Here is a 13,317-nt window from a genome sequence, read left to right on the forward strand (position 1 = left end):
AGTGACTGGTTTCCGTCCGGTAGGGTTTGGCCGTATGAATACGGGGAGTAACGAGCCGGGCGAGGTTGCCGTGGCTACCGACGAGACCGAAGTGGACGGTGTGAAGGGCGACAGCGAGCAGGAGCTCGGCTCAAGAGCTCCGGAGTTCGTCAAGGCGCGTAGAGCGCTGCATCTGAGCTGGCAGGTGGGCGTCTTCGTCATCGGCCTGGCGATAGTCGTCACCGGCATCATTCTGCTGCCTTTGCCCGGTCCCGGCTGGGTGATCATCTTCGGGGGCATGGCGGTCTGGGCGACCGAGTTCGTATGGGCCCAGCTCGTGCTGCGCTGGACCAAGCGCAAGGTCACCGAGGCGGCCCAGCGGGCCCTCGATCCGAAGGTGCGCCGTCGCAACATCATCCTGACCACGATCGGCTTGGTGATCGTGGGTGTGCTGCTCGGGATCTACCTGTGGAAGTTCGGCATAGTGATGCCCTGGAAGATCAAGGATCAGTGATCCGTGACGGGGGTGCTGACGTCGGCCGCTGCGGGCTCGCGCTGGTCACTCGCACCCCCTGACATGGGGTAATGTTCTCCCTGCGTCCGGGCGATTAGCTCAGTGGGAGAGCGCTTCGTTCACACCGAAGAGGTCACTGGTTCGAACCCAGTATCGCCCACCCGGATCCGGCGGCCCGCCTGCGACATCGCAGGCGGGCCGCCGTCGTTCCCGGTCGGCATGTGTGACGCGCGGCCCGGCGGGGGCGTCCCGCGTGTGAGGCGACATCCCGTCAACTCGCCCATGACCACGCCACCTGCGACTGGTCGAGACGGACGTACGGTGGCCGACTCGTTGTTCGATGCCTCGATCTTGCGCCTCTGACCTGCGTCGACACGCGACCGGACCGGCCGACTCGTCTTCATGCGCCGTCACCCCGCCCCGCAGGCCGCCAAGAAATTCCTGTCCGAATCATTGACGCACTCCGAGGCCCTCCGTAACTTGTGCCAGCAAGCGCTTACTTGAAACGATTCATGCAGGCGGCAGCGACGCTGCGGGGAGGCTCGACGGTGAGAACCAGCAGGAATGTTGAGAGGCGTACGATCTTGAAGGCGGCCGGCGCCACGGCGGCCACACTTGGGCTGGCCGCGACGACGGGCTGCGGTGGGGACGGAGGGGCCTCCGCGGACGGGACGGTGACGATCCGTTACGCGTGGTGGGGTGCCGAGGACCGCGCCGAGCGCATCAACAAGACCATTGAGCTGTTCCACAAGAAGTACCCGAAGATCAAGGTCAAGACGGACTTTCAGCCGTACACGGACTTCTGGAAGAAGTTCAACACCCAGGCCTCCGGGGGGAATCCGCCGGACGTGTTCCAGAATGCCATCGGCTTCCTGCGCAAATACGACGCGAAGAATGTGCTGCTCGATCTCAATGAGCAGGTCAAGGCCGGCAATCTGTCGATGGACGGATTCCGCGCGGGACTCGAGAAGTTCGGCGAGATCGACGGAAAGCTCCTCGGGGTGCCCGTCGGGTCCAACTCGATGGCCCTGGTCATCGACAAGCCCGTCTACACCAAGGCGGGCGTGAAGCCGGAACAGGGTTGGACCTGGGACGATTTCGACGCGGCGATGAAAAGGATCCGCGACAGGGCGGGGCGCGCCGGCGACAGCGGAATGTACGGCGTCATGTACCTCTACGACCTCTACCTCCGCCAGAACGGCAAGGCGTTCTTCACCGAGGACGGACTCGGCTTCACCGAGGCGGATCTGACGGACTGGTGGACCAAGGCCGAGAAGGGCGTGCAGGAGGGCGTCTACGCCGACGCCAAGAAGGTCGCCCAGATCAAGCCCAAGTCGGCCGTCTCCGCCGAGCTCGCCGGCGGCGAGTTCACCTGGGACAACTTCACGGTCCGCTACACGTCCGAGGGCAAGAGCGAGTACGGCCTCGCTCCCATCCCGACCACGGACGGCAAGAAGACCGGGCAGTACCTGGGCTCCCTGATGCTCAGCGCCTCCAGGCGCACCGAGCACCCCAAGGAGGTCGCCCAGTTCATCGACTTCATGGTCCACGACCCCGAGGTCGCCGAGATCATGGGCTACGACCGCGGTGTGCCCGCCACCCAGGCCCAGTTCGACGCGTTCCAGCCGACGGACGAGGTCAACAAGGGGATCGCCGCCTACGAGACCTCCCTCGTGGAGGCGGGCGTCCTGGAGCCCATCACCCCGCACCCGAACGGCGCGGACATCTGCGAGGCCGCGTTCCTGCGCATCGCCGAAGAGCTCGCGCTGGGCAAGCGGTCGGCGGGCGAGGCCGTCAAGCAGTTCTTCACCGAGTCGAAGACGGCTCTCGCCGGCTGATGGGAACCGCCGTGACACACGCCCCTGCGGTGGAGGGCCCGGCCAAGGGCTCCGAGCCGCGGCACGGGCCGGTGCAGCCCCGGCGTCCCGCCGCCCTCAAGCGGCGGGTCCGCCGGGAGAACCTGGCCGGCTATCTCTTCATGTCCCCCTGGATCGCCGGGTTCCTGCTGCTCACGGCAGGCCCGATGATCGCCTCGCTCTACTTCGCCTTCACCGACTACAACCTCTTCGACGCGCCCAAGTGGATCGGCCTCGACAACTTCTCCGAGATGTTCGGCGACCCGCGCTGGCGCCACTCGGTGCAGGTGACGCTCTGGTACGTCGTCGTCGGCACGCCGCTCAAGCTGCTCGCGGCCCTCGGCGTGGCGCTCCTCCTGGCCCAGAAGCGGCGCGGGCAGGCCTTCTACCGGGCCGCCTTCTACGCCCCGTCGCTGATCGGCGCGAGCGTCTCCGTCGCGATCGTCTGGAAGGCGATCTTCTCCGACGACGCGATCGTCGACCGCACGCAGAAGGTCTTCGGGATCGATGTCGGCGGCTGGACGGGCGATCCGGACCTGATCATCTACAGCCTGGTGGCGCTCACCGTCTGGCAGTTCGGCGCCCCCATGGTCATCTTCCTCGCCGGCCTCAAGCAGGTGCCGCGCGAGTTGTACGAGGCGGCCGAGGTCGACGGGGCGGGCAAGCTGCGGCGGTTCTGGAACATCACCCTGCCGATGATCTCCCCGGTCCTCTTCTTCAACGTCCTGCTGGAGACCATCCACTCCTTCCAGATCTTCAGCTCGGCGTACATCGTCGGCGGCGGCGCCGGAGGCAACGCCTGCGGTCCGGCCGACGGCTCGATGGTCTACACCTGCTATCTGTACGTCCAGGGCTTCGAGAACAGCCGGATGGGTCTGGCCTCCGCCATGGCCTGGATGCTGCTCGTCGCGGTCGCCCTGGTGACGGCGGTGCTGTTCTGGTCCCAGAAGCGCTGGGTGCACTACGAGGAGGGCGCCCGATGAGCGCACCGGCAACCGACATCAGGCCGGCGCGCTCCGCGCGGGCCGGGGCGTTCCACCGCCGACTGCCGGGTTCCGTCGCCTGGCACTTCGGGTCTCTGCTGGTCCTCGTGGTGATCCTCTACCCGGTCATCTGGGTCGTCGGCGGCTCCTTCAAGAAGAGCGAGGACATCGTCGGCAGCCTGGACGTCTTCCCGGGCGACCCGAGCTTCTCCAACTACACCAGCCTCGCGGACGGCATCGCCGACATCTCGATCTCCACCTTCTTCCTCAACTCGCTCTTCCTCGCGGTCGGCTCGGTGATCGGGATCGTGGTGTCCTGCTCGCTGACGGCGTACGCCTTCGCGAGGATCCGGTTCGCGGGCCGGAACCTGCTGTTCACGCTGATGATCGGGACGCTCCTGCTGCCGTACCACGTCCTGCTGATCCCGCAGTACGTGCTGTTCCGCAACATGGAGATGATCAACACCTACACCCCGCTGCTGCTCGGGAAGTACCTCGCCACGGAGGCGTTCTTCGTCTTCCTGATGGTGCAGTTCATGCGGAACCTGCCCAAGGAACTCGACGAGGCGGCCCGCCTCGACGGCTGCGGGCACTTCCGGATCTACTGGTCGATCATGCTGCCGCTGTGCCGGCCGGCCCTGATCACCAGCGCGATCTTCACCTTCATCAACGCCTGGAACGACTTCATGGGCCCGCTGATCTACCTCAACGAGCCCGACAAATACACCGTCTCCCTTGGTCTGAAGATGTTCGTCGACCAGGAGGGCATCGCGAACTACGGCGGCATGATCGCCATGTCGCTCGTCGCCCTGCTGCCGGTCCTGGCCTTCTTCCTGGCCTTCCAGCGGTATCTGATCGACGGCATGGCGACGTCCGGACTGAAGGGCTGAGGCGGTCACGATGGCCCGAGCGCGCACGAAGCCACGTACGGCCGGTGGGGAGTCCGTGTTCGCCGAGCGGTTCGCCCTGTTCGCCGAGTGCCTGCTCACCGGGGTGTGGATCGCCGTGGCCTGCCTCGGAGTGGTGACGTATCCGGCCGCTCTCGCCGCCGGCGCCCGGCATCTGCACCGCCGTATCGCCCATGAGGGCGGTGGCCTGCGGGAGTTCGTCGCCGACTTCCGGGTGGCCGTGCGGCGTGGGTGGGTCGTCGGGCTCGCCGGGTGGGCCGTGGCGGGCGCGGTCCGGGTGGACGTCCAGGCGGCGCGGGCCGGGATTCCCGGCGGGCCGCTCGTCGGGGCCATCGGGGTGTTCGCGGTGATCGGCGCCGTCGTGGCCCTGGTGCGGGCCGCCGCGGTCTGGACGCCGGACGCCGGCTGGCGGGCGCTGCTCGCGGGCGCCGGGCGCCGCACCGTGCTCGACCCCGCCGGGTCCTTTCTGATCATCGGCGGACTGGCCGTCGTGGCCGCCTCCGCCTGGTTCGCCGCGCCGCTGGCGGTCCCTGTCCTGGGGGCCGTGGTGGCGGCGGCCGTCGCCGTGGAGGAGCGGTACCGGCACCGCTGAACCGACGGTGCCTCGCACAAGGTCGGCGCTCCGGGCGCCGTACCTCTCTCTGTCATGCCCCTGCCCGGTCGCAAGGAAATGTTTCCCGCACGGAAAGGAAAGGCCATGTCCCCCATCCCCCGCAGGTCCCTTCTCAAGGCGGCCGCCGTCGCCGGTGCCGCCGCACAGTTCAGCTGGGCACTAGGGGCGAAGGACGCGCAGGCCGCGCCCAGAGCCGCCGGCGCCGATGCCGATCCGGTGACCCTGGACTGGCTGGAGGACGGCGGTCTCGGCGCCGCCCCCGGCTCCACCGTCGGCGTGCCCTGGCCGAAGGGCGTGTACCAGGGGGACCAGACCTTTGCGCTGACGGACGCGGACGGCAAGGCCGTGCCCGTGCAGTCGTGGCCGATCGCCTACTGGCCGGACGGCTCCCTCAAGTGGACGGCGCACGCGGTCGGTTCGGGCAACGGCAAGCTCACCCTGAGCCCCGGCGAGACCACCGCGCCCGCCAAGAAGGTCACCGTCGACAAGCGCGGCGGCACCATCGATGTCTCCACGGGTGTCATCACGGCGAGGATCGGCAAGTCCGGCGCCACGCTGATCAAGTCGGTCACGCGCGGCTCCACCGAGATCGCCAGGAACGGCCGGCTCGTGTTGATCCGCCAGCCCGAGATCGAGGACGAGGACCAGGGCTCGGTGAAGACCGAGCGCTTCGAGGGCGCCATCTCCGAGGTCACCGTCGAGCAGGAGGGCCCCGTCCGCGCGGTCGTCCGCATCGACGGCAAGCACCGTAAGGGCGGCCGGAGTTGGCTTCCGTTCTCCATCCGCCTCTACTTCTACGCCGGCGCCGACTCCTTCCGCATGGTGCACACCATCACCTACGACGGCACCCAGGAGCCCGGCAGGGCGAGCGGCGACTTCATCCGCGGCCTCGGCGTGCGCTTCACCGTCCCGATGCGGGACGAGTCGTACGACCGCCACATCCGCATCGGCGGCGAGGGCACCGGCATGCTCCGAGAGGCCGTCAAGGGCATCACCGGGCTGCGGCGCGATCCGGGGGCCGCCGTACAGGCGGCGCAGTTCGCGGGGGAGAAGCTGCCCGACCCGTCGACCTGGGATCAGCGCGTGACGACCCGCTTGCAGTACATCCCCGAGTGGGGCGACTACACCCTCTCCCAGCTCTCCGCCGACGGCTTCGCCCTGCGCAAGCGCACGAAGAAGGGCTACGGCTGGATCGGCGCCGGCGGCGGCAGGCGTGCCTCCGGATTCGGTTACGTCGGTGGCGTCAGCGGCGGACTCTCCTTCGGGCTGCGGGACTTCTGGGAGAAGTTCCCCGCCCAGCTCGACATCCGGGACGCCCACACCGACGCGGCCGAGGTCACCATGTGGCTCTGGTCGCCCGAGGCGCAGCCCATGGACCTGCGCTTCTACCACGACGGCATGGGCCAGGACACCTACCCCGAGCAGCTCGAAGGCCTCAACATCACCTACGAGGACTACGAGCCCGAGTTCGGCACCCCCTACGGCATCTCCCGCACCTCCGAACTCCTCTTCTGGGCCAACGAGTCGACACCCACACCCGAAGCCCTGGCCCAACAGGTCGAGGCCGTACGGGTGCTGCCGCAGCTCGCCGTCCCGCCCGCGCAGCTCATCAAGGCCAAGGTCTTCGGGCCGGGCCTGTACTCCGAGCCGGACCGCTCCACGCCCGCCAAGGCGAAGATCGAGGACCACCTCGACTTCCTCTTCACCTACTACAAGGACCAGGTGGAGATGCGCCGTTGGTACGGCTTCTGGGACTACGGCGACATCATGCACACCTACGACACCGTCAGACACCAGTGGCGGTACGACATCGGCGGCTATGCCTGGGACAACTCCGAGCTCTCGCCCGACCTGTGGCTGTGGTTCGCGTATCTGAGGAGCGGGCGCGCGGACATCTTCCGGTTCGCCGAGGCCATGACCCGGCACACCGGTGAGGTCGACGTCTACCACCTCGGCGAATGGGCCGGCCTCGGTACCCGGCACGGCGTGCAGCACTATGCCGACAGCGCCAAGCAGCAGCGCATCGCCAACACCACGTACCGCCGCTACTACTACTTCCTCACCGCGGACGAACGCGTCGGCGATCTCATGCACGCCAACGTCGACTCCGACGAGACCTTCCTCGTCCTCGACCCGATCCGCAAGATCCGCACCGAGCCGTACACCCCCGACCGGCACGCGCTGTCGATCGGCTTCGGCACCGACTGGAGCGGGCTGGTGTCGGCCTGGCTGACCGAGTGGGAACGCAAGGGCCCCAAGTGGGAGAAGGCCAAGGCGCGGGTCCTGTCGACCATGGAGACGATCGCCGCCCAGCCCAACGGCTTCGTGCAGGGCAGCGGTCTCTACGACCTCGACACGGGCAGGTTCGCCGTCGCCGACAAGCCCGTCGTCGGTGTCTCCCATCTCTCCGCGGTGTTCGGTCTGGGCGAACTGTGCGCCGAGCTCATCGACCTCGTCGACATGCCGGAGTTCAACGAGGCGTACTTCGACTACTGCCGCTACTTCAACGCGACGAAGACCGAGCAGGCGGCACGGTACGGCTCCAACTTCGGCTCCCTGCTGCTCTTCCAGGGCCACTCGCGGCTCGACGCGTACGCCGCCGTCCGGACCGGAGACGAGAAGCTCGCCACGCGCGCGTGGGAGAAGTTCTACAACTCCGACGGCTACAAGGAGTCGGCGCCGTGGCGGACGGAGAAGCTGAGCGGCCCCGAGGCGCTGGTCCCGGGCAGCGAGGCGGCCTGGGTATCCACGAACGACACCGCGCTGTACGGGCTCGCCGCCATTGAGAACCTGGCGCTGCTGGGGGACAGGATGCCGTCCTAGGCCGTGTCCGCGGCCGGTCGGGCAGGCCTGTTCCGGCAGGAGGAGCGCCGCCGCACGGGCGGCGGCGCTCGCATGCGTGGAGTGTGGTCCAGGTCACGTCGCAGAGCATGAGTACGCGTACTCAGAACGTACTCAGATGCGGTGCGAACCCCCTGGATACGGGCAGACTCGGCCCATGGACTGGAGCCACTACCGCTTCCGCGCCCTGTGGGCCCTGCCAGCGGCGCCCGACACCGTCTACGACGCACTGGAACAGGCCGAGGACTACCCCCGCTGGTGGCCCCAGGTGCGCGAGGTGAACCGGATCGACGACACCAGCGGCGTGATCACGATCCGCTCCGTCCTCCCGTACGACATGACCTTCACCGCGCGCGAGGTGCGGCGGGACCGCGGGGCGGGGGTGCTCGAGATCGCCATGTCCGGCGACCTCGACGGCTGGGCGTGCTGGACCGTCACCGTGGCTCCGGACGGCAGCGGGACCATCGCGCGCTACGACCAGGTCGTCGATGTCAACAAGCCGCTGCTGAGGCGTCTCGCCGTACCCGGGCGGCCCCTGTTCCGCGCCAACCACTGGCTGATGATGCGCTCCGGACGGCGGGGCCTGGTGGCCCACTTGGCCCGCGGCCATCAAGCGGTTTGAAGGAAACGCGCGGGGGCCTGTATTGTTCAGTCCGTTCCCGGGCGATTAGCTCAGTGGGAGAGCGCTTCGTTCACACCGAAGAGGTCACTGGTTCGAACCCAGTATCGCCCACCGGGAAAGGCCGGTCCGCCACAGCGGACCGGCTTTTTTGCGCGCCTCACCTCCTGCACTCACCTCCTATGCGGCCGCCGGCAGATCCGGGCGCAGTGGCCACGCCGGGTCCACCGCCTCGTCGCTGCCGCTGCGGGCGAACCACGCCTGCAGCCCGCGTGCCTGTGCCGCGTGCCACACCGCCTGCAGCGTGTGCAGCTCGGCCGGGGACAGGCGCTCCAGGCGGGCGGCGAAGCGGCGCCCCACCGCCCGTACGACCTCCATCGAGGCCAGTGCGTCGGCCGCTGCGTCGTGCGCGCCGTCCAGTGTGACGCCGTAGTGCGCACACAGGTCGGTCAGGGTGCGGCGGCCCTTGCGGTAGCGGTCCAGATGCTTGTCCAGGACGCGCGGATCGAGCACCAGCAAAGGCGTCCTCTCGAACCAGTGGTCCAGCGAGGAGGCGCGATGACGGCGCAACTCGCGGTCCAGCAGCGTCAGATCGAATGGCGCGTTCATCACCACGATCGGCCTGGCCGTCGCGGCCTGACCGGCCAACTCCTCGGCTATCTCGTGCATCACCGGCGCCGGCCAACGGCCGTTGCGCTGGAGATGCTCCTCCGTCAGTCCGTGTACCGCCGTTGCCGCTTCCGGCACCGGGACACCCGGGTTCACCAGCCACTGGGTCACCCGCGGCCGGGTACCCGGGGCGTCCTGGACGACGACGGCCGCCGAAACGATCCGGTCGGTCTCGACGTCCACGCCTGTCGTCTCCGTGTCGAATGCCGCCAGCGGGCCCTCATACCAGCACGCCATACCTACACAACCCCTCGTTCACCCACGGCAGCTGACGTACCGTCTTCTGCCCGTTTGGTGATACCCGGGCTGTTTGCGGCGTACGCCGCAAGGACACAACAGGAGTGCGGGTCTTTGCAGTTCAGCGGCCCGGTACGGGGATTCACCTGGCGTGGAAGGCTGTTGGTCATGGCGATAGCGCAGCCCGAGCGGGGCGGGCTGCTGCCCGAACTCACGGGCCCCCATCGCGGTTCACTCGCCACCACCGCCTGCATGGAGACACTGCAGGTGGGGTATCTGCACGCCGTCGCGGCGGCGGCCGGGTGTTCCCTGTCGCAGCCATTTCCGGACAACGGCATCGACTGGCACGTCAGCCACAGCGCGCCCGGCCACACGGTGGACGACGAGGTCACCATAAAGGTGCAGCTCAAAGCCACTTACCAGATCGCTCCGAACCCGCCCGGCCGGTTCTTCTCCTTCACGCTCGACAACGACCACCTGGCGAAGCTCGCCCGCACCCCGGTCTCGGTGCACAAGATCCTCGTCGTGATGCTCGTTCCGCGCACCCAGGACGACTGGCTGCGTGCCAGTCACGACCGGCTCGACCTGCGGCACTGCTGCTACTGGGTCAACCTCGCCGGTCACGCGATCACCGGCCGGCGCCGCACCACCGTGCGAATACCGACCTCACGCATCTTCGACGACCGGGCGCTCTGCGAGATCATGACGCGGGTCGGTACGGGAGGCAGACCATGACACACCGCCCCCTGGAGGAGCCGGTACGGCCAGTCAGGCCGCACCCGGTCCACGCGTCCTGGGACCGTCCCCCCGAGCCCGGCGAGGTGGACCCCGCCGTGCTCAGCGCCCTGCTGCACCGGCACGGCTGGCAGCGGCGCGGGGGAGCGGCGGGACGCTACGGCCGCTGGACCCCGCCGGGACCGGGCGGCAACGGCACCAGCCTGCTCGTCCCCGAGTCCCGCGCCTTCCCCGACAGCGACGACCTGCTCGGCGAGGCGCTCGACGCGCTCTCCCGCAGCGGCATGCCCTCCGCGCGCGAGGTGCTGGTCGGACTCGCCGTGCCCAGCGACGAGGTCCGCTGGTGGCGGGACGCGCCGAGCGGGCCGGCCGGGGCCGCGCCCTGGACCGTCGAGGAGGAACTGCGCACCGCCGCCCGCCAGATGCTCCTCGCTGCGGCGCTCGCCACGCGCGCGCGTGCCGGCTACTACGGCGCCCGGCACCGCCGCTCGGCCGCCGCGATGCTGGAGAGCGTCTTCGTCGGCTCCGCGGCCGGCGGCGGCCACCTCGCCGCCTTCGTGCCCGTCGGCGCGGGCCGCCCGCTCGCCGTACGACTCCACCAGGCCCTGTACGCCGCCCGCGAGGCCATCGACTACCAGCGGGCCACCGGCGGCATGGACGCCTTCGACGGCGCAGTCGAGGCCGGCGTCAGCCGTGAGCTCACCGAGGCCCTGATCGCCCTCGTCCGCGGTACGGAAGGGGCACGCATCGCCGTCGAGTGGGCGCCCGCGGCCGGGGTCCCCGAGGACTGCGCGGGCGGCGTCGAGCCGGTCGAGTTCTCGCCGGGCGACCTGCCCGTGCTGCGTGAGGCCGGGGCCCGCTACCTGCGCGAGGAACCCTCCGTGCCGGTCCGGATCACGGGCACGGTCGTACGGATGCGCCGGTCGGGAACGCGCGGCGAGGGCACCGTACGGCTGCGGGTCATCGCGGGCGCCGAGGTACCGCACATCCGGCTGACCCTGGACGAGGAGTCGTACCGCATCGCCGGGCACGCCCACCTGGTCGGGCTGCCGGTGCGGGTGCACGGGCGCCTGGAGAGCCGAGGCGGCTTCCGCAAGATCACCGGGGCCTCCGGCGTCGTCCCCGTACAGGTGGACGAGGCCGAACGGGACCGGCTGATGAAATCCCTCCAGGAGGACCTGGACTTCTTCGAGGAGGCCTGCGGCGGGGAGGACGCCGGGGACTGAGGGATGCCTGCCCGGGACTGAAGGTGACCGTTTCGCGGTCGGCCCTCCGAGGTCGGTACGATCGCGTAATGCGCGCGCTCCTGGTATAGCGCCGCATTCCACCTTCAGTCAGGAGAGACCGGTGTCAGACGTCCGTGTGATCATCCAGCGCGATTCCGAGCGGGAAGAACGCGTGGTGACGACGGGCACTACGGCCGCCGACCTCTTCGCCGGCGAGCGCTCGGTCATCGCCGCGCGCGTGGGCGGCGAGCTCAGGGATCTGTCGTACGTGCTCTCGGACGGCGAGGAGGTCGAGGGCGTCGAGATCTCCTCCGAGGACGGCCTGAACATCCTGCGCCACTCCACCGCGCACGTGCTGGCGCAGGCCGTGCAGGAGCTCTTCCCCGAGGCCAAGCTGGGCATCGGCCCGCCGGTCAAGGACGGCTTCTACTACGACTTCGACGTCGAGAAGCCGTTCACGCCCGAGGATCTCAAGGCCGTCGAGAAGAAGATGCAGGAGATCCAGAAGCGCGGCCAGAAGTTCGCCCGCCGTGTCGTCACCGACGAGGCCGCCCGCGAGGAGCTCGCCGCCGAGCCCTACAAGCTGGAGCTGATCGGCCTCAAGGGCTCCGCCTCGTCCGACGACGGCGCGGACGTCGAGGTCGGTGCCGGCGAGCTGACGATCTACGACAACCTGGACGCCAAGACCGGCGACCTGTGCTGGAAGGACCTCTGCCGCGGCCCGCACCTGCCGTCGACCCGCGCGATCCCGGCGTTCAAGCTGATGCGCAACGCGGCCGCCTACTGGCGCGGCAGCGAGAAGAACCCGATGCTCCAGCGCATCTACGGCACCGCCTGGCCGTCCAAGGACGAGCTCAAGGGCTACCTCGACTTCCTCGCCGAGGCCGAGAAGCGCGACCACCGCAAGCTGGGTAATGAACTCGACCTGTTCTCGATCCCCGAGCAGATCGGCTCCGGCCTCGCCGTCTTCCACCCCAAGGGCGGCATCGTCCGCCGCGTGATGGAGGACTACTCGCGCCGCCGCCACGAGGAGGAGGGCTACGAGTTCGTCTACACCCCGCATGCGACGAAGGGGAAGCTCTTCGAGACGTCGGGCCACCTGGACTGGTACGCCGAGGGCATGTACCCGCCCATGCAGCTCGACGAGGGCGTGGACTACTACCTCAAGCCCATGAACTGCCCGATGCACAACCTGATCTTCGACGCGCGCGGGCGTTCCTACCGTGAACTGCCGCTGCGCCTCTTCGAGTTCGGGACCGTGTACCGGTACGAGAAGTCGGGTGTCGTCCACGGCCTCACGCGCGCACGTGGCTTCACGCAGGACGACGCGCACATCTACTGCACGCGTGAGCAGATGTCGGACGAGCTCGACAAGACGCTCACCTTCGTCCTCGGCCTGCTCCGCGACTACGGCCTGACCGACTTCTACCTGGAGCTGTCCACCAAGGACCCGGAGAAGTTCGTCGGCTCGGACGAGGTCTGGGAGGAGGCCACGGAGACGCTCCGCCAGGTCGCCGAGAAGCAGGGTCTGCCCCTGGTCCCGGACCCGGGCGGCGCCGCCTTCTACGGGCCCAAGATCTCCGTCCAGACCAAGGACGCGATCGGCCGCACCTGGCAGATGTCGACCATCCAGCTCGACTTCAACCTGCCGGAGCGCTTCGACCTGGAGTACACCGGTCCGGACGGCGCGAAGCAGCGCCCGGTCATGATCCACCGCGCGCTGTTCGGCTCGATCGAGCGGTTCTTCGCGGTGCTCCTGGAGCACTACGCGGGCGCCTTCCCGGCGTGGCTGGCCCCGGTCCAGGCCCTCGGCATCCCGATCGGCGACGGGCACGTCGACTACCTGGAGAAGTTCGCCGCGGCGGCCAAGAAGAAGGGCCTGCGGGTCGAGGTCGACTCTTCCTCGGACCGCATGCAGAAGAAGATCCGCAACGCCCAGAAGCAGAAGGTGCCCTTCATGGTCATCGCGGGCGACGAGGACATGGCCAACAACGCCGTCTCCTTCCGCTACCGCGACGGCTCGCAGGAGAACGGCATCCCGTTCGACGAGGCCATCGCGAAGATCGCGACGGTGGTCGAGGAGCGGACGCAGATCTGATCCGCTCTGATCCGGCCGTGATCGAGGGCCCCCGGGAGG

At 68.8% G+C, this 13,317-nt stretch carries 11 protein-coding genes and 2 tRNA genes; 12 read left to right on the forward strand and 1 reads right to left on the reverse strand.

Features of this window, described 5'->3' with window-relative positions:
* The first annotated feature begins 34 nt into the window (after positions 1–34).
* The 9 genes from OHO27_RS34995 to OHO27_RS35035 all read left to right on the forward strand — a co-directional run bounded on the left by OHO27_RS34995 (position 35) and on the right by OHO27_RS35035 (position 8,427).
* Positions 35–493: a TIGR02611 family protein gene (locus OHO27_RS34995; RefSeq protein ID WP_328428951.1), complete on the forward strand. Its 459-nt coding sequence runs from the start codon at positions 35–37 to the stop codon at positions 491–493.
* Positions 494–581: 88 nt separating this feature from the next.
* Positions 582–653 (forward strand) — tRNA-Val (locus OHO27_RS35000).
* A gap of 352 nt (positions 654–1,005) precedes the next feature.
* Positions 1,006–2,331 (forward strand): ABC transporter substrate-binding protein, encoded by a 1,326-nt coding sequence (locus tag OHO27_RS35005; RefSeq protein ID WP_443059652.1) that lies wholly within the window; start codon positions 1,006–1,008, stop codon positions 2,329–2,331.
* Positions 2,331–3,332 carry a carbohydrate ABC transporter permease gene (locus OHO27_RS35010; protein ID WP_328428953.1) on the forward strand — a complete coding sequence of 334 codons (1,002 nt, stop codon included), beginning with the start codon at positions 2,331–2,333 and terminating at the stop codon, positions 3,330–3,332. The genes OHO27_RS35005 and OHO27_RS35010 overlap by 1 nt, the downstream gene beginning before the upstream one ends.
* On the forward strand, positions 3,329–4,222 hold the full coding sequence (locus OHO27_RS35015; RefSeq protein WP_328428954.1) for a carbohydrate ABC transporter permease: 894 nt from the start codon (positions 3,329–3,331) through the stop codon (positions 4,220–4,222). The genes OHO27_RS35010 and OHO27_RS35015 overlap by 4 nt, the downstream gene beginning before the upstream one ends.
* Before the next feature lie 10 nt (positions 4,223–4,232).
* Positions 4,233–4,832 (forward strand): hypothetical protein, encoded by a 600-nt coding sequence (locus tag OHO27_RS35020; RefSeq protein ID WP_328428955.1) that lies wholly within the window; start codon positions 4,233–4,235, stop codon positions 4,830–4,832.
* Between the two features lie 105 nt (positions 4,833–4,937).
* Positions 4,938–7,676 (forward strand): exo-rhamnogalacturonan lyase family protein, encoded by a 2,739-nt coding sequence (locus OHO27_RS35025; RefSeq protein WP_328428956.1) that lies wholly within the window; start codon positions 4,938–4,940, stop codon positions 7,674–7,676.
* 175 nt (positions 7,677–7,851) lie between these two features.
* Positions 7,852–8,316, forward strand: a complete 465-nt coding sequence (locus tag OHO27_RS35030; RefSeq protein WP_328428957.1) for an SRPBCC family protein — start codon at positions 7,852–7,854, stop codon at positions 8,314–8,316.
* Between the two features lie 39 nt (positions 8,317–8,355).
* Positions 8,356–8,427: transfer RNA gene (locus OHO27_RS35035), tRNA-Val, on the forward strand.
* 66 nt (positions 8,428–8,493) lie between these two features.
* Here OHO27_RS35035 and OHO27_RS35040 read toward each other — a convergent pair.
* Positions 8,494–9,219 carry a 3'-5' exonuclease gene (locus tag OHO27_RS35040; protein WP_328428958.1) on the reverse strand — a complete coding sequence of 242 codons (726 nt, stop codon included), beginning with the start codon at positions 9,217–9,219 and terminating at the stop codon, positions 8,494–8,496.
* Positions 9,220–9,387: 168 nt separating this feature from the next.
* Between OHO27_RS35040 and OHO27_RS35045 the strand changes: the two genes are divergently transcribed.
* The 3 genes from OHO27_RS35045 to thrS all read left to right on the forward strand — a co-directional run bounded on the left by OHO27_RS35045 (position 9,388) and on the right by thrS (position 13,278).
* Positions 9,388–9,954 (forward strand): DUF4365 domain-containing protein, encoded by a 567-nt coding sequence (locus tag OHO27_RS35045; protein WP_328428959.1) that lies wholly within the window; start codon positions 9,388–9,390, stop codon positions 9,952–9,954.
* Entirely contained in the window at positions 9,951–11,180 is a 1,230-nt protein-coding gene (locus OHO27_RS35050; protein WP_328428960.1) for a hypothetical protein, read from the forward strand. The genes OHO27_RS35045 and OHO27_RS35050 overlap by 4 nt, the downstream gene beginning before the upstream one ends.
* A 121-nt stretch (positions 11,181–11,301) precedes the next feature.
* Positions 11,302–13,278, forward strand: a complete 1,977-nt coding sequence (gene thrS, locus OHO27_RS35055; protein ID WP_328428961.1) for a threonine--tRNA ligase — start codon at positions 11,302–11,304, stop codon at positions 13,276–13,278.
* Positions 13,279–13,317 lie beyond the last annotated feature (39 nt).

Origin of the sequence: Streptomyces sp. NBC_00443, assembly GCF_036014175.1 — a bacterium.
Classification (GTDB): Bacteria; Actinomycetota; Actinomycetes; order Streptomycetales; family Streptomycetaceae; genus Streptomyces.

Coding starts and splice junctions, on each gene's coding strand:
- OHO27_RS34995 (WP_328428951.1), top strand. CDS start 35: ATGAATACGGGGAGTAACGAGCCGGGCGAGGTTGCCGTGGCTACCGAC.
- OHO27_RS35005 (WP_443059652.1), top strand. CDS start 1,006: ATGCAGGCGGCAGCGACGCTGCGGGGAGGCTCGACGGTGAGAACCAGC.
- OHO27_RS35010 (WP_328428953.1), top strand. CDS start 2,331: ATGGGAACCGCCGTGACACACGCCCCTGCGGTGGAGGGCCCGGCCAAG.
- OHO27_RS35015 (WP_328428954.1), top strand. CDS start 3,329: ATGAGCGCACCGGCAACCGACATCAGGCCGGCGCGCTCCGCGCGGGCC.
- OHO27_RS35020 (WP_328428955.1), top strand. CDS start 4,233: ATGGCCCGAGCGCGCACGAAGCCACGTACGGCCGGTGGGGAGTCCGTG.
- OHO27_RS35025 (WP_328428956.1), top strand. CDS start 4,938: ATGTCCCCCATCCCCCGCAGGTCCCTTCTCAAGGCGGCCGCCGTCGCC.
- OHO27_RS35030 (WP_328428957.1), top strand. CDS start 7,852: ATGGACTGGAGCCACTACCGCTTCCGCGCCCTGTGGGCCCTGCCAGCG.
- OHO27_RS35040 (WP_328428958.1), bottom strand. CDS start 9,219: ATGGCGTGCTGGTATGAGGGCCCGCTGGCGGCATTCGACACGGAGACG.
- OHO27_RS35045 (WP_328428959.1), top strand. CDS start 9,388: ATGGCGATAGCGCAGCCCGAGCGGGGCGGGCTGCTGCCCGAACTCACG.
- OHO27_RS35050 (WP_328428960.1), top strand. CDS start 9,951: ATGACACACCGCCCCCTGGAGGAGCCGGTACGGCCAGTCAGGCCGCAC.